General features: G+C 37.3%; 21 protein-coding genes. 5 read left to right on the forward strand and 16 right to left on the reverse strand.

The window, feature by feature from the left end; all coding sequences use genetic code 11:
* Window positions 1-103: 103 nt before the first annotated feature.
* From ACVWY7_RS03225 to ACVWY7_RS03250, 6 genes are all read right to left on the reverse strand, one after another.
* Entirely contained in the window at window positions 104-448 is a 345-nt protein-coding gene (locus tag ACVWY7_RS03225; RefSeq protein ID WP_000813339.1) for a hypothetical protein, read from the reverse strand.
* Window positions 449-643: 195 nt separating this feature from the next.
* The gene (gene ytpR / locus ACVWY7_RS03230; protein ID WP_017562053.1) at window positions 644-1,258 is read right to left on the reverse strand and encodes a YtpR family tRNA-binding protein; all 615 of its coding nucleotides are present in this window, start codon (window positions 1,256-1,258) and stop codon (window positions 644-646) included.
* The gene (locus tag ACVWY7_RS03235) at window positions 1,255-2,067 is read right to left on the reverse strand and encodes a DUF1444 domain-containing protein (RefSeq protein WP_000784593.1); all 813 of its coding nucleotides are present in this window, start codon (window positions 2,065-2,067) and stop codon (window positions 1,255-1,257) included. Before ACVWY7_RS03235 ends, ytpR begins: the two co-directional genes overlap by 4 nt.
* Before the next feature lie 78 nt (window positions 2,068-2,145).
* The gene (locus ACVWY7_RS03240) at window positions 2,146-2,460 is read right to left on the reverse strand and encodes a thioredoxin family protein (protein ID WP_000838193.1); all 315 of its coding nucleotides are present in this window, start codon (window positions 2,458-2,460) and stop codon (window positions 2,146-2,148) included.
* 83 nt (window positions 2,461-2,543) lie between these two features.
* Window positions 2,544-3,053, reverse strand: a complete 510-nt coding sequence (locus ACVWY7_RS03245; protein WP_105989346.1) for a DUF84 family protein — start codon at window positions 3,051-3,053, stop codon at window positions 2,544-2,546.
* 280 nt (window positions 3,054-3,333) lie between these two features.
* Entirely contained in the window at window positions 3,334-4,407 is a 1,074-nt protein-coding gene (locus tag ACVWY7_RS03250; RefSeq protein WP_033682685.1) for a M42 family metallopeptidase, read from the reverse strand.
* A 148-nt stretch (window positions 4,408-4,555) separates the two neighbouring features.
* On the opposite strand from ACVWY7_RS03250, the gene ACVWY7_RS03255 reads away from it, so the two are divergent.
* Window positions 4,556-4,867, forward strand: a complete 312-nt coding sequence (locus ACVWY7_RS03255) for a PepSY domain-containing protein (protein ID WP_000118537.1) — start codon at window positions 4,556-4,558, stop codon at window positions 4,865-4,867.
* Window positions 4,868-5,082: 215 nt separating this feature from the next.
* Here the strand turns inward: ACVWY7_RS03255 and ACVWY7_RS03260 are convergent, their stop codons facing one another.
* Both ACVWY7_RS03260 and trmB read right to left on the reverse strand, forming a co-directional pair.
* Window positions 5,083-5,937: a YtnP family quorum-quenching lactonase gene (locus ACVWY7_RS03260; protein ID WP_144507873.1), complete on the reverse strand. Its 855-nt coding sequence runs from the start codon at window positions 5,935-5,937 to the stop codon at window positions 5,083-5,085.
* A 70-nt stretch (window positions 5,938-6,007) separates the two neighbouring features.
* The gene (gene trmB / locus ACVWY7_RS03265) at window positions 6,008-6,661 is read right to left on the reverse strand and encodes a tRNA (guanosine(46)-N7)-methyltransferase TrmB (RefSeq protein WP_001239380.1); all 654 of its coding nucleotides are present in this window, start codon (window positions 6,659-6,661) and stop codon (window positions 6,008-6,010) included.
* 232 nt (window positions 6,662-6,893) lie between these two features.
* Here trmB and ACVWY7_RS03270 point away from each other — a divergent pair, with 232 nt between their 5' ends.
* Window positions 6,894-7,172, forward strand: a complete 279-nt coding sequence (locus ACVWY7_RS03270; RefSeq protein ID WP_001122234.1) for a YtzH-like family protein — start codon at window positions 6,894-6,896, stop codon at window positions 7,170-7,172.
* A 3-nt stretch (window positions 7,173-7,175) separates the two neighbouring features.
* Here ACVWY7_RS03270 and ACVWY7_RS03275 read toward each other — a convergent pair whose 3' ends face one another.
* The 4 genes from ACVWY7_RS03275 to pepV all read right to left on the reverse strand — a co-directional run bounded on the left by ACVWY7_RS03275 (window position 7,176) and on the right by pepV (window position 12,537).
* The gene (locus ACVWY7_RS03275) at window positions 7,176-7,973 is read right to left on the reverse strand and encodes a phosphotransferase family protein (protein WP_001055736.1); all 798 of its coding nucleotides are present in this window, start codon (window positions 7,971-7,973) and stop codon (window positions 7,176-7,178) included.
* A 229-nt stretch (window positions 7,974-8,202) separates the two neighbouring features.
* On the reverse strand, window positions 8,203-10,344 hold the full coding sequence (gene pulA, locus ACVWY7_RS03280; RefSeq protein ID WP_260857883.1) for a type I pullulanase: 2,142 nt from the start codon (window positions 10,342-10,344) through the stop codon (window positions 8,203-8,205).
* Between the two features lie 137 nt (window positions 10,345-10,481).
* Window positions 10,482-11,027 (reverse strand): RNA 2',3'-cyclic phosphodiesterase, encoded by a 546-nt coding sequence (thpR, locus tag ACVWY7_RS03285; RefSeq protein ID WP_000433234.1) that lies wholly within the window; start codon window positions 11,025-11,027, stop codon window positions 10,482-10,484.
* Between the two features lie 103 nt (window positions 11,028-11,130).
* Window positions 11,131-12,537, reverse strand: a complete 1,407-nt coding sequence (gene pepV / locus ACVWY7_RS03290) for a dipeptidase PepV (protein ID WP_001274264.1) — start codon at window positions 12,535-12,537, stop codon at window positions 11,131-11,133.
* 357 nt (window positions 12,538-12,894) lie between these two features.
* On the opposite strand from pepV, the gene ACVWY7_RS03295 reads away from it, so the two are divergent.
* Window positions 12,895-13,116 carry a DeoR family transcriptional regulator gene (locus tag ACVWY7_RS03295; RefSeq protein ID WP_000805512.1) on the forward strand — a complete coding sequence of 74 codons (222 nt, stop codon included), beginning with the start codon at window positions 12,895-12,897 and terminating at the stop codon, window positions 13,114-13,116.
* Between the two features lie 81 nt (window positions 13,117-13,197).
* On the opposite strand, the gene ACVWY7_RS03300 is transcribed toward ACVWY7_RS03295, so the two are convergent.
* Window positions 13,198-13,926 carry a pseudouridine synthase gene (locus ACVWY7_RS03300; protein WP_001234935.1) on the reverse strand — a complete coding sequence of 243 codons (729 nt, stop codon included), beginning with the start codon at window positions 13,924-13,926 and terminating at the stop codon, window positions 13,198-13,200.
* 41 nt (window positions 13,927-13,967) lie between these two features.
* On the reverse strand, window positions 13,968-15,620 hold the full coding sequence (locus ACVWY7_RS03305; RefSeq protein WP_001284045.1) for a putative polysaccharide biosynthesis protein: 1,653 nt from the start codon (window positions 15,618-15,620) through the stop codon (window positions 13,968-13,970).
* Between the two features lie 253 nt (window positions 15,621-15,873).
* On the opposite strand from ACVWY7_RS03305, the gene ACVWY7_RS03310 reads away from it, so the two are divergent.
* Window positions 15,874-17,145 (forward strand): BaiN/RdsA family NAD(P)/FAD-dependent oxidoreductase, encoded by a 1,272-nt coding sequence (locus ACVWY7_RS03310; RefSeq protein WP_000558883.1) that lies wholly within the window; start codon window positions 15,874-15,876, stop codon window positions 17,143-17,145.
* Between the two features lie 203 nt (window positions 17,146-17,348).
* Window positions 17,349-18,785, forward strand: coding sequence for an MDR family MFS transporter (locus ACVWY7_RS03315; RefSeq protein WP_456523665.1), 1,437 nt, complete (start codon window positions 17,349-17,351; stop codon window positions 18,783-18,785).
* 31 nt (window positions 18,786-18,816) lie between these two features.
* Here the strand turns inward: ACVWY7_RS03315 and ACVWY7_RS03320 are convergent, their stop codons facing one another.
* Window positions 18,817-19,140, reverse strand: coding sequence for an ArsR/SmtB family transcription factor (locus ACVWY7_RS03320; RefSeq protein ID WP_000098837.1), 324 nt, complete (start codon window positions 19,138-19,140; stop codon window positions 18,817-18,819).
* Window positions 19,141-19,572, reverse strand: coding sequence for an SRPBCC family protein (locus ACVWY7_RS03325; RefSeq protein WP_000437779.1), 432 nt, complete (start codon window positions 19,570-19,572; stop codon window positions 19,141-19,143).
* Window positions 19,573-19,822: the final 250 nt, after the last annotated feature.

A 19,822-nucleotide genomic window follows, 5' to 3' on the forward strand; every position in this document is an offset into this window, starting at 1 on the left:
CATATAGAAAAACGCAGCCTTACATGTAAGACTGCGTTTACGCTTTACTCTTCCGATATTCATCTACACTATCCGTTCCACTTTGCACCGGTCTCAAAGTTTTTTATAATTGTTTTATAATCTCATCTATATTTCCAATATGAACGGGTTGCCACACTTCTGTACCACGCTCTGCCGTATACACTGGATACGCATCATCATCGATATTCACGAAAACTGGGTCTCCCATATCTGTTTCATATCCAATAACAATCCATTCATCTTTCCATTTTCCGTGTTCTTCACTTATTAATGAATTTTGATGTTTATCATATCGATAACCAATTTGTCCTTTTTCTAATTCATTTTGACTAAACAAATATATCTCATAAGTACCTAACTCGATATCTTGCTGTTTTGAAGTTTCAATTCGTTTCAGAAGTTCTGCGATTTTTGGTTGTTGTTTCATAAGTCTATCCCCTTCTATTTTTCTAAATTTTAACTATTTTGTTTATAAAACACAATATAGATTTTAAGAAAAAAGGTGACATCCTTATGAATATGAACGATTTTCTACATATATCTATCACAACTCACAATATATCAAAGATTCAATAGAAAAGAGAGGCTGCCCAAAAGGACAACCTCTCTTTTCTTATATCAATTAAAATTTAAACTCTTGTCCAACTTCAAAGCTATCTTCTAATACAAGAATACCTTTTTCTTGTGGAGCATCTGGAAGCTCTAATTCACGTGCTGAACAAATCATTCCAGCAGAAGGAACTCCGCGAAGCTCAGCTGGCTTGATTAACATACCGCTTGGCATTACAGCGCCGATTTTTGCAACGACAACTTTTTGTCCTGCATCAACGTTTGGTGCGCCACATACGATTTGTAATGTTTCTGTACCAATTTCTACTTTACAGATGTTTAACTTATCAGCATTTGGATGTTTCTCTTTTTCAGCTACATAGCCTACAACAAATTTTGGAGAAAGATCTGCTTCTACTGTTTCTTCAAAGCCGTTCTTCGCTAAAATTCCGTTAATTTTTTCTACAAGTTCTTTCGTTAACGTAAGGTTACCTGTTTCTTTTACTTCTAAGTAAGAAGATGCATTAAAGATGTTGAATCCTGCTGTTTCGTTGCTTTCACGATCGTATACGCGAGCAACATCTCCTTTGCGATCAAAAGTACGGTTCTCTAAAGTAATATCTTGTAAGGCAACAATTAGAGTATCACCAATTCCTTCAAGGTTGTAAAAAACGTTCACTTCGTTCATCCTTTCTCTTTTCCATCTGTCTTCTTCCGATTCTTCGCTAAAATGAAGATTGGTTCAAAGTCCCCATCTTCATATACGAATGAAAGTGATGTAATCGGAACATGCCCTTCGGCAAAAAATTTCATTGTCATTTGTGCAATAATATCATAACCGATTTCGTTGACGATATCAGCAATAATTAACACATCTTGGTGAGGAACAGCAACAACCATGTCACCAGAAATCTTTTCACGCATCGATTGTAGTAACGATTCGTTTAAAATACGAGTCGCATCATACCCATCATTTGTGTTTAAAAAGTAGAATGTATTACCTGCTACTGTGTCTTGTTTAAATTCATAACTTAATGAGCGAGCGTTGAATAATGCCATTTCACGCACTTGTTGCTCTGTAAGCCCTAATTTTTGTAATAGACGCTCATCAATGAGACGATATGTTTTATTAGAATCTAACGCGTAGTAAATACGTGTTTCCGCCGTATGATCCGTCATAATGAACGGATTTCCTTCTTCTGCTTGTTTCGGGAAAGAAGTAGAGCGAATAACAGGTAAAATTTTCGCCGCGCTATTTTCTTCCTTATGCATCGCAATTAACGCTTCTTGTACGTAATAGGCAACCTCTTCGATTGCTTTTTCTTTATTCACTTCCCATTTTGCCACAACTCCTGGAAGCGATACGTTAATACCTTTTTTCGAGTCTTTCTGTTCTATACGTAGAACCTCTTTCTCGCTATCATAGTGAAAGTCCCATTCCGGACGAGATAATTTCTTCATTAACTCATCTTTCATCTTTTTACTTGTCATCTTCATCTCTTTTTCCTCCCTTCCAAAAAAATAACCTCCCCCGCGAAGGTAGAGGTTGTTTTACAATTCAATTGGCAAATTGCCTTATTTTAAACCTTCAATGAACTCTTCGATTTGTTCTTGTGTTTTACGATCTTTGTTTACATAGCGACCTGTTTCTTCACCTTTATTGTACGCTACAAAGCTCGGAATGCCAAATACGTCTAATTTTACGCATAGATCAATAAACTCATCACGATCTACATAGTAAAATGAGAAATCACTATATTTCTCTTCTACTTCTGGCATAAATGGATCTACAAAGCGGCAGTCTGGACACCATTCTGCTGAGAACATAAAGACTACATTCTCTTCATTTTTTAATTGTTGGAATTGCTCCATGCTTTCTAATGATTTCATCTATATTTCCTCCTCTAACGAGTGCATTTTTTCATGTTATAATCTTTCTTTTATACTACCATACATCGCGCACGGTGCAAGGTTTATGCTTGCTTTTCGTCATACTTATATTGCCCAACAAGTAACTTAACAACGTGTACAAATAATTCCGTGCGGTCGATATAATCATCTGTAAAAATACCGATTGCACCTTCGTGACTACGAATATCTTTTCTCTGTACAAATTCTTCCATCACTTCACTTAACTCCTTGCCATCTTCAAGAGGTGCTAAGAAATCATCTGGTAACGCAATACGTGCCCCGCCGGCAACAAATATTTTACCATCACTTGTTGCTAGCGCGCCCCAATTACACATAAATAAACCGTACTCCGTTTTCATCACGCCGCCTTCTAGTCCAATACCAATTTGAGCTTCTCCTTCCTCTAGCGCTCGCTTCGCTCTATTGATCGCTCCTTGCATCGTCTCTTCATCTGAAAAAGGTTGTGCTGCTACTCCTGAAGGAACAGAAAGGGACGTAATTGTAGCATCTTTCCAAACCTTCTCCACAGCTCCAACCTTCGTTTTATTCTTTGATCCAACTACTACTTTCATTTCGTTCACCTCTATAAAAATTCATCATCTTACTTTAATCAAGTTATTCTTTATACATGGGAGCACCGCCACCATGACCAATTACTCGATTACCTCTTCACTCTAAAAAGAAGAGGTGATCGAGTAACATTGCGGACCTCTACACAAAAACAGCCTACCTCTCTCTTCATACTCGGGATCTTAATACATCATTCGAACACTAATTAGGCACTAACCGCTACCATACATCGCTCGAGCATCTATTCAACCTAAAAAAAGAAGGGGTTTTCGCCCTTCCTCCTTACGCGTTATTCTTAATTGTCTCTAACGTCGTTTTATCTGTTACTCTTACAAGCTTCGTAATTAGCTCTTTTGCTGCCGCATAATCATCAACATGTAAAATAGAAGCATGTGTATGAATGTAACGTGCGCAAACACCAATTACTGCTGATGGGATACCTGAATTACTTGTATGTACACGGCCCGCATCTGTACCACCTTGTGAAATAAAGTATTGGTACGGAATGTTGTTTGTTTCTGCTGTATCTAAAATGAATTCACGCATTCCTCTATGCGTTACCATCGTACGGTCATAAATACGAAGAAGAGCACCTTTTCCTAATTGACCGAACTGTGTTTTGTCACCAGATGCATCGTTGGCTGGACTTGCATCAAGCGCATAGAAAATGTCTGGTTGAATCATATTTGCAGCAGTTTGCGCACCGCGAAGACCAACTTCTTCTTGTACAGTCGCACCAGAGTATAATGTGTTTGGTAATGTTTCGTCTTTTAATTCTTTTAGTAATTCGATTGCAAGGCCACATCCGTAACGGTTGTCCCAAGCTTTCGCCATAATTTTCTTTTCGTTTGCCATCGGCGTAAACGGGCAGATTGGCACGATTTGTTGTCCTGGTTTTACACCAATCTCAATCGCATCTTCATAGCTATCTGCACCTATATCAATTAACATATTTTTTATATCCATCGGTTTTGCACGTTGCGCGTCACTTAATAAATGAGGAGGAATAGAACCAACAACCCCGATAACAGGACCATTCTTCGTCATAACTTGTACACGTTGCGCTAATAGAACTTGGCTCCACCAGCCGCCTAATGGTTGAAAACGAAGCATTCCGTTTTTCGTAATTTGCGTAATCATGAAACCTACTTCATCCATATGACCTGCTACAAGAACACGCGGGCCAGTTTCGTCCCCTTTTTTCAGACCAAATACGCTACCTAAACCGTCTTGTACAATTTCATCTGCATATTTGCTTAATTCTTGCTTCATAAAACGGCGCACATCATGTTCAAAACCTGATGCACCTTGTAATTCTGTTAACGTACGAAATAATTGTAATGTCTCTTTATTCACGAAGTCCCCTTCTTTCAAACCTTAGTAGAATACCTCTTTTATTGTAACGAAATTTTCGAAATGTTTCTAGTTTCTTCTTTTTTAGCTGTATTTGCTTTATAATTATTATCGGTACACTATTTTTATTTTATAGAATTGAGGTGAATATATGAGCTGGAAAGGTTTAGTAGCAGGTCTTGGCGTTGGGTTCGCAGCTGGTTATTTCGTTGCAAACAAAGTACAAGAACAATCCCATATTTCTTCAGAAAAAGCATTGAAAATGGTGAAACAAGCATTAAGTCATAAAGGTGAAATTACTGGCTCTTGGGTACATATGGTACCAGAGACATTTGAAAAATATGATGTCGCGTATGAAGTATATCGCGGCGGTCTTACAACGATGTTAGATGATATACAAGAACGATTTGAATTTTTAGTTGATGCTAAAACAGGTACTGTTTTAGAGGTTATAGCAGCATAAACAGGAGGGTTCCCATTAGGTGAACCTCTTATTTTTTAATTGTGGGTAGTAATTGAATTTATATCGGCGATTTTTCGAATATATCGGCGCAACTCCTTTTATATCAGCGATTCCTCATTTATATCGGCGCAACTCCATTTATATCGACTTACCGACAAAAGCCGACAATAAAAAAGAGGTCGCTCCAGCAAATATTCTGGAACAACCTGCTCTTTTTATGCTTCTATACTCGTTTTTCTCTCTATCTTTTCTACAATATGCCCTTCCTCATTCCACTTTACTGCACGGTAATACGCGTCATGATAAAACGTAAACCAAGCATCGTTTTCAGCGCCATACTTCATCCACTTTTGCTTATTTTCAATCGATGTCATTGGATAATCATCGTATGCCATTACCCATAGTACATTTTGATGTGCGTGCGTCGGCAATAGGTCTGCTAAATGAAGCATCGTTTCCCCTTGGCTTTCTAAAGCAATAACTGCATGTCCATCACTATGACCACCTGTATGCGCCATTTTTATTTCATCTGTAATTTCTATTTCTTGCTGGAATGTAACAACTTGATCTACAATCGGCTCCCAATTTTCCTTCCAATATGTATTACGTGATCTAATATTTGGGTTCCTCATTTCATTCCACTCTGTTTCACTTACGTAAACTTTCGCGTTCGGAAACGCTGGTACAAGGTGATCACTTTCCCCTTTTGTTAAACCAGATGCATGATCAAAATGAAGATGCGTCATTAAAACGTAGTGGATATCTTCAGGCTTTAATCCTAGTTTTTCTAATGATTCATAAACCGATGATTCTTCTGTTACACCTTGATTTCGCTTCATCTTCTCATTCAATTTACCGTTTCCTATTCCAGAATCAATGAGCATATTACCGTCTTTCGTTTGCAAAAGTAACGGATCTGTTCGTAAATAAATATGATTTGTATCATTATGTTTATATTTACGTGACCAAAGTACTTTCGGTACAACGCCAAACATTGCTCCTCCATCTAAATGTGTGTTCCCACCTTTTAGCCACGTCACTTTTATATCTCCAATTTGTAACTGTTCCATTTTTCATCCCCCTTTCCTTACAATACTAACATAAAATTCTGATTATTTTAGATATAAAAAAACCTATGCATTACTGCATAGGCTCTGTACGATATTTTGCTTCTACTCGGTAAATGCGATGACCTTTACTAGAGAATTTCTCTTCGTACTCAGTCATAATGTTACCTTCAAAGTCGCTGTTATGAAGATCTAAGCTTAAGTAAGTTAGTAACATACCATACTCAGCCATACTCATAAGAGAATATTCAAATAAACCTTGGTTATCTGTTTTGAAATGAATTTCTCCGCCTTCTACTAACACTTCTTCATAATTTCGTAAAAACGTTTTATACGTTAAACGACGCTTCGTATGACGTTTCTTTGGCCATGGATCTGAGAAGTTTAAATAAACGCGATCAATCTCACCTTTTGCAAAGAACACTGTTAAATCTTCAGCATCTTTATTAATTAATTTCAAGTTCGGTAATTCTTCTTCAATTAATTTATCAAGTGCATCTACAACAACACTTGTGAATTTTTCAATTCCAATATAATTAATATGAGGATTTGCTTTTGCCATATCATACATAAAGCGGCCACGACCTGTACCTACTTCAATGTGAATTGGTTGTTCATTTCCAAATACTTCTTTCCAGTTACCAGCGCGCTCCTCTGGGTTTCCGATTACGATATGTGAATACTCATTAATTCGATCCATTGCATATGGTTTATGTCTTAAACGCATAGATGTTTCCCTCTCTTTACATAGCTATTTTAAAGGAATAATTCCTTCTTTCTGTTTTAATCAATCTACCAAACAAAAAACCAAGTACGTACGAGCACTCGGTCCGTTTCTTTCAAGTATAAGATGTACCATTTTGATAAAAACTACATACAGCATTAAACATTCCATGACGAAACAGCTTTTTCTCTTACTTTTCTAAGAAGAGAAAAACAATCGAAAGGATGATCCGTTCATGCCAATTAATCAACAACATCAATTAGAAGTGCTGAAAGATATTTTAGTCAATCACCAAAGTGATTGTTGCGGGACAGTTTCTGAATGCGAGCAATTAGAGCGTCTCATTCAATCGTTACTCGCAAACGATAATATAAGTAGTGACGCTAAAGCAATGCTAAACGATGTATATTCTTATAGTCAATCGGGTAAATCTTCCTCTAATTTGGACAACCACATTTCCAATAATCAAGAACAACTTACTCAGTGGATTGCTGGAATGGACAATTTTTCTTAAGTATTACTCTGAAGCAAGTAGTTGCTGTAAATATTGATGCCAATATTCAGCTTCTGCTTGCTGCTTTTTTGTTGTATGCCATTGAATAGATAAAATCGTTTGCGCTATCACATACCATCTCATACGTTTAAGCAGTGATTCATCCATTTCAATATCATAATAACCGAGCCACTCACTCCATTCTTGGCGCGGAATGTACCAATATAATAACATACCGAGGTCTAAAGCTGGGTCAGCAATTACAGCTCCATCCCAATCAATTAAAAACAACTCATCTTCATCCGACAATAGCCAATTGTTATGGTTTACATCACAATGGCATACAACAAATTCGTTGTATTCAATGTCTTTTAATGAATCCATTAAATATTGAAGACCTTGCTGAATTGTTTCCTCATCCCTTATATCTCCTCTTAAAACAAGTTGCAGTTGTTGTAATAACTCTTGTGCGTGAAGCGGCTGCTTCCCAAGTCTCTGAATCATCTGCACAAGTGCTTTAGAGGAGTGTATTTTCTTCAAAAGTTTCGCAACACGTTCTAGTTTCATATCCTCTGGCTCTAGCTTCTGTCCCGGAAGCCATTTTTGAGCAGAAATTACATCACCGTTCGTTACCCTTCTTGTCCAAAGTAATTTTGGAACAATTCCTTCTGCTGACAATACCGCTAAAAAGGGCGATGTATTCCGCTTTAAAAATAACTTCTGTTGTCCGTTTTGCGCAATATATGCATCGCCCGTTACTCCACCAGCCGGTACAAGACTCCACTCTTTTCCTAATAATTGTTCCAACCATTCCATATTCATTACCCGTTAACAAATCCTTATCTTTTATAGTTATGAAAAGAAAAACCGCAACATTTCTACACATGTTGTGGATTCATATATATTTTACTGTAAATGAAAAGAAAATTTGGCATAAGCCAAAAACTCTCTATTTTATTTTACAAAACCATCCATAGAATGACAACTTATCAAAATCGTCACCTTTGTCAATTCTACATTTATTACATTCTCACCGTCAAGTAGCGATTTGTCACATTATCGTCAATATATACGTGCTAATTGGAGAGAGCCTAAGTTCCTTTCCTCTAAATGAAGAAATTGCCTCTATTTTTGCTTGCTTTTCGTTTACTAACACATGCCACGTTTCTTCTTTCGGAAGTTGCACCGTTTTCGCTTCTAAACTGCTATTAAATAAAACGACAATCTCTTTCCACGGTCCAAACGATTCTACGTGCTCTAAGTGATATGCAAGTACTTCTGGAGATGTTTGCAAAAAGGTCATGTACTTTGTTATTAAGTCTGCTTTTTGTAATCGGAATGCTCCGTGCTCTTTACGAATCGCAATTAAACCTTTTATATAGTTAACAGTCTCTATTTCTTTCTCTTTTCGATCCCAATCTAATTGATTAATTTCATCATTTGCATTATAACTATTTTCATTCCCTTGCTTCGTACGATAAAACTCTTGCCCAGCATGTAAGAAAGGGATGCCTTGCGACAGAATCACCATTGCAGTTGCTAGCACGTGACGTTTTTTCAAAATCTCTTCCGACTCTTCATTACTGCGCATTAGTTTATCCCACATCGTCATATTGTCATGACATTCTACATAGTTAATGCTTTGCACAGGCTCTAGAAACAAACCTGTTTCTTTCATACTCAAAAGGCTTCCTGATGCTATATACTGCAAATGATTACGGTCTACATGCCCACCAAATGCAAAACCACGTTTATTTATATGAAAGGTACTTCCCTTTATCCCATCACGAAATTGATCATTAAATTGCGCAATATGCGGCATTTTGTTTGCATTATTTAACGTTGCTTTTTTCTCTAGAGGAAGTGGTGTTTGCAGATCCCACCCTTCTCCTAATAGCAATGCATCTCGCTTTATGTTTCGCACTTCTTTTTCTATTATATTTATTGTATCGACATCTAAAATCCCCATTAAGTCGAACCGGAATCCATCAACATTGTATTCCGTAAGCCAATATAAAATAGACTCTACAATGAATTTCCTCATCATTTTCCGTTCAGATGCTATATCATTTCCGACTCCCGTCCCATTAGAAGGCATACCATTTTCACCATGACGAAAATAATATCCTGGGACGAGCTTTTCAAATGATGATAGCTCTCTTTCATACACATGATTATATACAACATCTATAATCACCCTAATGCCGTGTTCATGAAATGTTTCAATCAGTTGCTTACACTCTACGATTCTGTTATGCGGGTCAGAAGGATTTGTAGCATAAAACCCCGTTGGCGCGTTGTAATATAATGGATTGTAACCCCAATTATATGCAGAAGAAGGATTCGCCTCATCTACACCACCGAAACAATATAAAGGCAATAATTCAACATGTGTAACACCCAAATCTTTTATATGAGACAAACCTGTTAACGTCCCATTTTGTCCTTTTGTTCCTTCTTCCATTAGCCCTTTATATGTTCCTTTTTTACTCACTCCACTGCCCTCATGAATAGTAGCATCACGAATATGCAGTTCATACAATATAGCATCTGTCATTGCTTGTAATAGTGGTAATTGCCCTCGCTTTGTAACATTTGTTTTTTCCAAATCAATAATAACACCGTACTTCCCATTTACAGTCACTGACTTTGCGTAAGGATCCACAGCTTCATTCCATATTAAATTAATACAAACAAGAAATGTATACTTTTTCCCGGCTAAATCGCCTTGTAATGTATGAGCCCATACCCCATTTTCTTCTCTGTGCATTTCGTGATCGGTATATTCTTTATCACTTTTATAAATTCTTACTTTCGCAAGCCTCGCAGTTGGAGCCCATACTTTAAATGTAGTTGCTTCTTTTTGATATACAGCCCCTAAATCTGTACCTTCGTAATAATACTTTTCATCGAAAATCTCTGTTCTTATGACAGCACCTATTTGTAAATCTGTTTCTTCATTCCGTTCATCTCGTACTGTATAATACTTCCCCACATCTAGCGGCTCTTCTATAAAGCACTCATACTTCGTTGCATCCGGAAGCGCAATTGTATGAGCAATCGGTAAATCTTTCACGTTACTTCCTTCTTGCAAACGAAATGTCCGACTTGTTCCATACGCATGTGGGAGCAAAATTGTAATTTTATTCATTTCATCTAAATAGGCATCAAATGGACGTTTTACTTTCAACATAAAAAATCACCATCATTCTTAAAGTTAAAATGAAACGAGCTGCAAATGATAAGGCTTTTCTTATCAGCGAAGCCCTATACAGTAACACATTGTTCTTTATAGTATATTCACCTGTATAAAAAACGTTTTCATACATTCTATTTTTGTAATTTTATTTCAGCAATCGCTTTATACTTCGGCGCTTCTTTCACGTGAGATTCGTATAAAGTAATCGTATCCGCTTGAAATGATATTTCAGGCACTTCCTTTATATGTTCTAAAACAAACCTTTTTTCTCCTACCCATTTACGAGCAACAGTAATATGCGGATGATACGGGCGCGTTTCTAAAGAAAATCCATTCCCTTCACAAATAGCGTGTACTTGCTTTTGTAATGGAAACAAATCTTGATTCTCGCTTACCTTTGCCCAAAAAATACGCGGTCTGTCTTCCATACCAAACGTTGAAAACCCTTGTAATGTGAACGATAGTTCTTTCGTTTCTATAAGTGTTTGTAATCCATTCTTTATTCCTTCTAATTGTTCCTCTGTCGCACTACCTAAAAATGAAAGGGTAATATGATAGTCTTCTTTATGTACCCACGAACGAAATGGTAATTCCTCCTGCATTTCCTCTCTATAGTTAGACAGCACTTCTTTTATATGATTTGGTAACGTAATCGCGACAAAATAATGTGGCTCCATGTACATCTTCTCCTTCTTTCTATTGTTGCTTTTCTTTCTTATCTCATTCAGGTAAAAAGAAGCCGCCCTCCAAAATAGAGAGCGGTCATTATTTATATATCCATTATTTCGCTAATTCATGAATTGCTTGCGCATAAATTGCTGTTGCTTTTAATAAGTCCTCAATTTCAATATACTCGTCTTTTTGATGTGCAAGTTCTTCTTTTCCAGGGAACAATGGGCCAAATGCAACACCAGCTTTTAATGAACGAGCGTAAGTACCGCCGCCGATTGCTAATAGTTCTGCTTTTTCACCTGTTTGCTCTTCGTATACACGCTGCAACGTACGAATTAATACGTGATCTTTATCAACGTGATGCGGGCGAGAGTTCGAATAATCCGCTACTGCAAATCCATGAGTACCTACATATTCTTTTAACTTTGCAATCATTTCTTCAAAGTTAGTCGTAACTGGATAACGTACGTTTAATCCTAAATTGCCACCATTCTCTTTCGTATAAGAAAGGCGACCAACATTCACTGTCAATGGACCGCTAACTTCATCTTTATAAGCAATCGTAGCCTTTTCTCCAAAAATATCACCAGTAAATGTTTCTGTTGCAAACGTTGCAAATGCATTTGCTTTTCCATCAAGAGCAACTTTCGTTAAAAAGTTTGCCAATAATAAACCTGCATTTTCTCCTTTTTCAGGAGTAGATCCGTGAGCTGAAATCCCTTTAATTTGCAATGTCACCGTATTACCTTCTACAATTGCTTCACCTATTTTTTTAGCAGTTTGTAAATACTCTTCATATGCTACAGTAAGGGCATTTACATCTTCTCCTGTAACAACCGCTTCTGCAAAATCAGGAACCATATTTAAACGGCGACCTGACTCAAATGAAACAAGTTCATATGCACCTTTCTTCTCTTCACTACCATTTTGCACAACTTGTATATCAGAAATTCCTTTTTCTGCATTAATAATTGGAAAGTCCGCGTCTGGCGCAAAACCGATTGTTGGCATTTCTTCGTTTTTAAAGTAGTGATCTACACATTTCCAATTGCTTTCCTCATCTGTTCCTAAAATCATACGAACGCGTTTTGAAAGAGGTAAACCTAATTCTTTCACAATTTTCATCGCATAATAAGCTGCCATCGTTGGGCCTTTATCGTCAATTGCACCACGTGCAAAAATCTTTCCATCGCGAATGTCTGCACTATATGCAGGAGTCGTCCAACCATCTCCTTCTGGTACAACGTCAACGTGACAAAGAATACCTACTAATTCTTCACCTTGTCCCATTTCAAGGTGACCTGCATACCCTTCTAAATTTTTAGAAGTAAAACCTTCCGTTTCTCCTTTATGTAACATGAAAGATAAAGCTTTTTCTACACCTTCACCGAACGGTGCGCCCTCTTTTGCCGACTCTTCTTCCCATACACTTTTAATTTGTAAAAATTGTTGTGTATCACGAATTAAATCATCTTTTCGTTTTGCAACTTCTTCTGTCCAATTAATTGCTGACATCACGCATCCATCCTTCACTATATTGTTTCTTTCATCATAACAAACCAAAATCTCTTATGCCATACACGAAAACTAAATACCGAACAATTGTAATATTTCAGATATTTCTCATTAGTTTTTCTTTTATTTTTTCAAAAAAATTTGCAGGAATTTGGCGTTTTACGTAGAATTTTATGTGTTAGTTGACTGACCATATATAAAATGTCAACTACCAATATTTTTCTATATGAATATTTGTTAAATTTCTGTAAAATTTAAGTAGATTAAAGCATGAATTTTATCATGTAGAGTACAATGGTAGTAACGACCTTCTTTCCTGAATGGGGTCAAAAAAACTAGTAGAGGAGTGGTTTTCTCTTGAAACCTACAACTACTCGTATGCTAACACGCATTAAATCAATTTATATGTACATCAATGAAAACGGAACGGTAACGACGAAAGACCTTGTAGATGAGTTCGGGATCACACCGCGAACGATACAACGTGATCTAAATGTGTTGCAGTTTAATGAACTCGTGTATAGCCCTTGCCGCGGTAAGTGGACAACAACAGGAAAGAAAGTGAGAATGACCTCATAACGAAAAATAATTGTATGTAAATAAATACATACCCCTTTCTAACTCATTAGAAAGGGGTCTTTTCTGCGCCTAAAAATAGCACTATTTCTCAGTATCTACTTGATATGTTTTTAACATCTCTACTTCTTCATCTGTTAACTCTCGGTATTGTCCAAGTTCTAGCTCTTCATCTAACACTAACGGGCCCATCTCTGTTCTCTTTAAGTAGACTACTTTTTTCCCTACCGCTTCAAACATACGCTTCACTTGATGGAACTTTCCTTCTGTAATGACAAGCTCGATTTCAGAAATATCATCGCTTTTTAATATTGTAAGCGCACCTGGCTTTGTCTCATAGCCATCATCTAAAATAACACCTTTAGCAAACTCTTTTACATCCTCTTCTGTTACTACTCCTGCAACGTGTGCATAATATTTTTTCGGCACATGCTTTTTCGGAGATAACAATTGATGTGATAACTTCCCGTCATTTGTTATTAATAAGAAACCTTCTGTATCAATATCAAGTCTTCCCACTGGGAACGGATTAAAAATCGCATCTTCTAACTCTAATAAATCTATTACCGTTTCATGATTATCATCTTCTGTCGCTGAAATAACGCCTTGTGGTTTATGCATCATTAAGTAAACAAACTCTTTATATTCCACAACTTCACCGTGAATCATAACTTCTTGTTCTTCTACATTTACATGAACCTTTGCATCTTTCACCGATATTCCATCAATTTTCACAACGCCGTCTTTCAATAATTTCTTTACTTCTTTTCTACTACCATATCCCATATTTGCTAATAATTTATCTAATCTCACGTTTTTCACCTTCTTTATTTATCATAGAAAAGGGGACGTAATTACGCCCCTTTTGATTTCAACTTTATTTTGAATCTATTGCCAAGTTTACGTTGGATCTTCTCTAACGCTTCCCCGCCAAATACTCTTTCAAGTACTCCTGTGCGAATCGCTAACAATCCGTAAACAAGGCCGCCAAGACCTGCACAAATCGCAACTGTAATAAGAGCGCCAATTCGGCCATCCGGCGAAATCATGAAGGATAGAATCCATTGTGATAGTTTTACGACCACAACCATTACAAATGTTAATACTGCAATTTGGAATGTTCTCTTATATACAACACCGAATGAATAGTGTGCGTATTTTTTAATTTGTTGATTTGTGTACCAAACAGAAGCTAAGAAACCAACAGCTGTTGCTAGAATTGCCCCTACTGTACCGAAATAACGAATAAAGATTACGTTACATACAAATTTCAAAATAACCCCCATTATAAGTGCGATAATCGCATGCTTTTGTTGGTTAATACCTTGCAGAATTGCCGCTGTTACCGTAAATAAAGCAAATAACAACGCAACCGGTGCATACCACATTAATACTTGTCCACCTAATGGATCTGAATCGTAAAATGCAGTATAAATCGGATATGCAAGTGATGATATACCGACAACCGCTGGCAATGTTAAGAACATATTTGCCTGGAATGTTTGTGTAATTTGTAACTTTAAATAACGGTATTGCTTTTCAGTAAATGATTTTGTAATCGCTGGTACAAGCGTCAAACTAAACGCTGTCGCAAGTGATACAGGAATCATAATTAATTTATGCGTCCACATTGTGAAAATCCCAAGCGCTCGCTCTGCAATATCACCTTGACCAATCGCTTGCATAATTGAGTTAAATGTCAATGTATCAATTTGTTGATATAAAGGAATTGTTAACCCAATTACAACGTAAGGAATCGCATATGCAAATAATTCTTTAAATAATTGAACAGTACTCACTGTCGATTCTGGTACAGTTTGTTCAATTAAATATTGATCCAAATGTTTTTTACGTTTTAGCCAGTACCAAATGAGTACACCGAGCGCTCCAACTGCTGAAACGAATGCAGCAAATGTCGCTACCCCAACTGCTGTTGCAACTGTACCGCCAAGTACTTTAATAACGATAAAACTACCCGCTAATAAAAAGACGATACGAATAATTTGTTCAATAATTTGCGAAACAGTAGTTGGTCCCATCGATTGGTGACCTTGGAAATAACCACGAATTAAACTTGCTGCCGGCACAACAATAAGCGCAAAACTTACAAGACGAATAATCGTCGTAACTTCTCCTATATTACTGTGTACACTCTGTTTACCAAGCATTGCTTCTGCAAACAACGGCGCCGTCATGTACAGTACTAGGAATGAAAGAACTCCTGTTACTATCATCATAACCATTCCCGAGCGGAACATTCTCCGGCTCGTTTTATAATCGCCAAGCGCATTATATTTGGAAACGAATTTTGAAACAGCAAGCGGCACCCCTGCCGTTGCAATACTTAAAAAGATCGTATATGGAATGTATCCATATGTATAGAGCGTTCCGCCTTCTGTCCCTACTAATGCATGAAACGGAAAGACGTAAATCATGCCTAAGAACTTCACTAAAAATGTCCCTAACGTAACGATGAGCGTTCCGCGCAGAAATTTCGAATCGGACATACAAAAATCCTCCTACATCTACATAAAGTGAAACTATAATTAATTTACTATTCGAGCATTCGAGAACTATTAGACTTCCCTTAACTCTTAAGGTTTTAGTCCTATGGCCCACAAATAGCAGGATAGTGCTGAACTCTAACTTTTGTATTGTACCACAATTCTCTCCTTAAGCAGTACTTCACTCTATTTTTCTTTTAAGGGAAAACATGCTATTCTTTTAGGCAGGAAATGTAGAAAATGAGGTCGATATATTATGCATTATGATGTTATTGTCATCGGCGGCGGGCCTTCTGGGCTAATGGCTGCAATCGGTGCTGCAGAAGAAGGCGCAAGTGTCTTACTTCTTGATAAAGGAAATAAACTAGGGCGTAAACTTGCAATTTCTGGTGGCGGTCGCTGTAACGTAACGAACCGTCTACCACTTGATGAGATTGTTAAACATATACCAGGAAATGGCCGCTTCTTATACAGCGCTTTTTCTATTTTTAATAATGAAGATATTATTACATTCTTCGAAAATCTTGGTGTAAAACTGAAAGAAGAGGATCATGGCCGCATGTTCCCTGTTTCAAATAAAGCGCAATCGGTAGTAGACGCACTTTTAACACGATTAAAAGATTTAGGTGTAAAGATCCGCACGAATACACCTGTTGAAACGATTGAATATGAAAATGGTCAAACGAAAGCAGTCGTACTAAAAACTGGCGAAGTGCTAGAAACAAATCACGTCGTTATCGCTGTTGGCGGAAAATCTGTTCCTCAAACTGGTTCTACTGGCGACGGATATGCTTGGGCTAAAAAAGCTGGACATACAATTACAGAATTATTCCCAACAGAAGTACCAATCCTTTCAAACGAACCATTTATTCAAGACCGTTCACTGCAAGGTCTTGCTTTACGAGACGTAAACTTAAGCGTATTAAATCCGAAAGGAAAAGCTATCATTTCTCACAAAATGGACATGCTCTTCACTCACTTCGGTTTATCTGGTCCTGCTGCCCTTCGCTGTAGTCAATTCGTTGTAAAAGCACTGAAGAAGTTCAAAACGAATACAGTGCAAATGAGCATCGATGCATTGCCAGAAGAAAATAGTGAACAACTATTCCAGCGCATGCTGAAACAAATGAAAGAAGATCCGAAAAAAGGAATTAAAAACGTGTTAAAAGGTTATGTACCTGAACGTTACTTCCTATTCTTATTAGAAAAAAATGAAATTGACGGTAGCGAACAAGCTGGACAAGTTTCTCATGAAAAAATTCGTGCACTTGTGAAAGACTTTAAAGAATTTACTGTAAATGTAAATGGTACGCAGTCAATTGAAAAAGCATTCGTTACTGGCGGCGGTGTATCTGTTAAAGAAATTAACCCAAAAGAAATGTCTTCTAAATTCACGAACGGCTTATATTTCTGCGGGGAAGTTCTTGATATTCACGGTTATACTGGTGGCTATAACATTACATCTGCTCTCGTTACTGGTAGAATTGCCGGAACAACAGCTGGAGAAAATGCAAAAATGCAATATTAAACTGAGAAACAGGGATTCCTGTTTCTTTTTTTATAGGTACATGAAACTATTATCGGCGATTTCTCAAATATATCGACTTACCGACAAGAAGCGACAAATATCTGCTCCATGTAACTTCCCATTGCTTTTTTGTTGCTTTATATACCTTAGTACCTTTATATTTTATATTGTTGAATATTTGAAAAAGGGTAAGGGGAAAACATATGAGAAAAAAAGTCATGATGTCTTTAATGCTAATGACGTTTCTTTCTGCAGTAGAAGGAACGATTGTTAGTACAGCAATCCCTCGTATAACGAGTGATTTGTCAGGCGTTGAACTTGTTAGCTGGGTTTACGCAATTTACATGCTTGCCACAGCGGTTTCAACTCCAATATACGGAAAGCTAGCTGATTTATTTGGCCGTAAAAAAGTTTTACTTATTGGAGCTACAATCTTTTTAGTCGGTTCTGCACTTTGCGGTGTCGTTACATCAATGGAACAATTGATCTTCTTCCGCGCTCTTCAAGGTATCGGTGCTGGTGCTGTTATGCCAATCACAATGACGATTATTGGAGACTTATATAGCGAAGCGAAAGACCGCGCGAAAGCACAAGGCTGGATGAGTGCCGTTTGGGGCGTCTCAGGTGTTATCGGACCATTAGTCGGCGGATTTTTAGTTGATTCTCTTTCTTGGCGTTATATTTTCTTCTTAAACGTTCCATTTGGAATTATCGCTTGCTTAATGATTGCAATTTATTACAAAGAATCTATTAAGCCTGCTAAGCACCATATCGACTATCTTGGTGCAACAGTATTCTCACTAAGTACGATTGCTCTACTATACGCATTATTAACAGGTAGCAGTAAGCAAAACTGGGGAGATGTAACAATTATCGGCCTATTAATTTTCGCCGTCGTTTCATTCATTATTTTCTTATTCATCGAGAAAAAATCTCCGGAACCATTAATTCCGCTAGCACTTTTCTCTAACCGTACATTATCTACGATAAATATATTAACGCTTATCGCTGGCGCAATGATTATTAGTATTACAATGTACCTTCCAATTTGGAGCCAAGGTGTATTAGGAAAAAATGCGACTGAAGCTGGACTTATTTTAATGCCAATTCCTGTTATGTGGACATTTGGTGCTATTTTCTCCGGTAACTTAGTAGGCAAATTAAAAACGAAACAAATCATTTTACTTGGAGCTAGCATTTTATCAGTCGCTACGTTCTTATTATTTACATTATCAACAAATTCACCATCGTTCCTTATTTATGTAGCAGTCGGATTATTCGGCTTAGGAATGGGGCTTGTGACACCGATTTACATGGTAACAATTCAAGCAGCCGTACCAGCTCATACACGTGGAACAGCCGTTGGTTTAAACACATTTATTAATACATTTAGTCAAACACTAGGCGCGGCAATCTTTGGAACCATCTTTAATACGATGATTCATGCACGCGGCATTAAAAACCTCGATCTTGTATCTGGCGGACACGGCGGAACTACAGCAAGTGTAGCCACTGAATCACAATCCGCACTAGCAGCAAGTGTACACGTCATTTATATGAGCACTTTCGTATTAGCAGTATGTACATTAATTATCGCTTGGCTTTTATTGAAGCCAGCTACACAAACAAGTGAGCAATAATAAAAAGGATGACCATTTCGGTCATCCTTTTTTACTCTTCATTCTCCACAATATGTTTCAACATGGACAATTTATTATCCCAAAAACGTTCATAATATGAGAGCCACTGTTGTAATTCCTCTAATGGCTCTGGATGCAAGCGATATATCTTCTCTCTTCCGCTCTTTCTTCCGCTTACTAAATTCGCTTCTGAAAGAATATGAAGGTGCTTTACAACAGCAGTACGACTCATCGGAAAGTGATCCGTTATTTTGGAAATCGGTAACTCTTTATCACTTAATAACCGTATTACTTCTCGGCGGGTTGGGTCAGCAATTGCTTGAAATACATCATATTTCGCTGCTGATGAGGACACTTATCCTTCGACAACCTTTTTCAGTTTTTCATTTACAATCGCTACCCATCCACCATTCATTCTATCGCGAATAATAGAGCTCTTCGCATTCGCTTTCGGAAGAATTTCATCAGGATGTTTCCAGCCGCCGTGAATTAACGTAAATTCTGTTTTATTATCTCCTAGGTCTTTTAAATGAAATGAAACGACCCAGCCATCTGTATCCCATGAGAAAGATAGGTGGTTTGGCTCATCGATTTCTAGCACTTTACATGGTGATGGCCCAAATGACGATTGCACATGAAATTCATGTCCTACCTCTAATACAAAATCATTCGGCATAAACCATGACGCAATCCCTTCTGCAGTTGATACTACATTCCATACCTTTTGAATAGACGCGTTAAAAACGATCGTTTGTTTAATATCAGTTAATGTATTTTGTTGTTCCATTTTCTTTCTCCTTTATTCAGCGATAAAATACAACACCTTTTGGTTACATTTAGATAATATAACACCTTTTAGTTTCATGTCAACGCTAGTTATTTTTTACTGTTGAGAAATTCTCAACATTTTTTCAACAGGACAAACACCCTCTGAGCATTCCCTCATAATATACTCACAAAGGCAACAAAAAATAAAAACTTCTCTCAACATGAAACTCCATCATTCATCTTGAAAGAAGTGCCTTACGTATATCATG

The sequence above is a fragment of the Bacillus sp. TE9106W genome (genome assembly GCF_054062215.1).

Bases quoted from the DNA above. Each gene is read 5' to 3' on its own strand.
- ACVWY7_RS03260 (WP_144507873.1), bottom strand. From the start codon at position 5,937: ATGGAACAGTTACAAATTGGAGATATAAAAGTGACGTGGCTAAAAGGT.
- ACVWY7_RS03235 (WP_000784593.1), bottom strand. From the start codon at position 2,067: ATGAAGATGACAAGTAAAAAGATGAAAGATGAGTTAATGAAGAAATTA.
- ACVWY7_RS03325 (WP_000437779.1), bottom strand. From the start codon at position 19,572: ATGGAACAACAAAATACATTAACTGATATTAAACAAACGATCGTTTTT.
- ACVWY7_RS03240 (WP_000838193.1), bottom strand. From the start codon at position 2,460: ATGAAATCATTAGAAAGCATGGAGCAATTCCAACAATTAAAAAATGAA.
- ACVWY7_RS03305 (WP_001284045.1), bottom strand. From the start codon at position 15,620: ATGTCCGATTCGAAATTTCTGCGCGGAACGCTCATCGTTACGTTAGGG.
- thpR (WP_000433234.1), bottom strand. From the start codon at position 11,027: ATGGAGCCACATTATTTTGTCGCGATTACGTTACCAAATCATATAAAA.
- ytpR (WP_017562053.1), bottom strand. From the start codon at position 1,258: ATGAACGAAGTGAACGTTTTTTACAACCTTGAAGGAATTGGTGATACT.
- ACVWY7_RS03315 (WP_456523665.1), top strand. From the start codon at position 17,349: ATGAGAAAAAAAGTCATGATGTCTTTAATGCTAATGACGTTTCTTTCT.
- ACVWY7_RS03270 (WP_001122234.1), top strand. From the start codon at position 6,894: ATGCCAATTAATCAACAACATCAATTAGAAGTGCTGAAAGATATTTTA.
- trmB (WP_001239380.1), bottom strand. From the start codon at position 6,661: ATGCGTTTAAGACATAAACCATATGCAATGGATCGAATTAATGAGTAT.
- ACVWY7_RS03275 (WP_001055736.1), bottom strand. From the start codon at position 7,973: ATGAATATGGAATGGTTGGAACAATTATTAGGAAAAGAGTGGAGTCTT.
- ACVWY7_RS03225 (WP_000813339.1), bottom strand. From the start codon at position 448: ATGAAACAACAACCAAAAATCGCAGAACTTCTGAAACGAATTGAAACT.
- ACVWY7_RS03255 (WP_000118537.1), top strand. From the start codon at position 4,556: ATGAGCTGGAAAGGTTTAGTAGCAGGTCTTGGCGTTGGGTTCGCAGCT.
- pepV (WP_001274264.1), bottom strand. From the start codon at position 12,537: ATGTCAGCAATTAATTGGACAGAAGAAGTTGCAAAACGAAAAGATGAT.
- pulA (WP_260857883.1), bottom strand. From the start codon at position 10,344: ATGTTGAAAGTAAAACGTCCATTTGATGCCTATTTAGATGAAATGAAT.
- ACVWY7_RS03245 (WP_105989346.1), bottom strand. From the start codon at position 3,053: ATGAAAGTAGTAGTTGGATCAAAGAATAAAACGAAGGTTGGAGCTGTG.
- ACVWY7_RS03310 (WP_000558883.1), top strand. From the start codon at position 15,874: ATGCATTATGATGTTATTGTCATCGGCGGCGGGCCTTCTGGGCTAATG.